Consider the following 548-nt stretch of genomic DNA (forward strand, 5'->3'; position numbering starts at 1 on the left):
ACAAGGGCGACCCCCGAACGCCCCTGCGAGGTGTGCTCGTTGCGCGACTCGTCATCGTCGGCGTACGGCGATGGACGACCCCCGTTGTGGCCGCTCTCGCGGCCGCCGCGCCATGCCCCGCTCCCTGGTCGCCGGGCCGGTCCGAGCCGCGTAGGTCGGATTCCCTGCGATGTCGGTCGCGAATGGCATTTCGCGAGCACGAGACCAAGACTGCCTGCCAGAAACTCTGACCACGAAGAAGACTCGACCCAAAATTGCGGGAGTCGGTTGTGGGGTTCCTACAACGACGGACGTGGTCGCGTCTCGTCGGGGACCGACAGCAGCCCGCCCAGCGTGAGACCGACCCGCAGCGTGTAGGCGCCGCGAGGGTTGAGCGGGTCGAGCCCGGTCGCGTCGCGGACCTTCCGGAGGCGGTAGCGGACGGTGTTGGGGTGGACGAACAAGCGGCGCGCGGCGGCCTCCACGGACGCTCCCTGCTCGAGGAACGTCGCCAACGTCCCGTGCAGCGTGGGATCGGTCCCGGACAGCCGCGTGTGGACCATGTCGAC

Annotated in this window: 1 protein-coding gene; it reads right to left on the reverse strand. The window is 69.3% G+C overall.

Going from position 1 to position 548, the window contains the following annotated elements; all coding sequences use genetic code 11:
* Positions 1 to 278: 278 nt before the first annotated feature.
* Positions 279 to 548: helix-turn-helix domain-containing protein (locus PV363_RS17880; protein WP_301023106.1), on the reverse strand; the 270-nt coding region annotated here is incomplete at its 5' end.

The organism is Mumia sp. (genome assembly GCF_028803055.1).
Lineage (GTDB): Bacteria > Actinomycetota > Actinomycetes > Propionibacteriales > Nocardioidaceae > Mumia.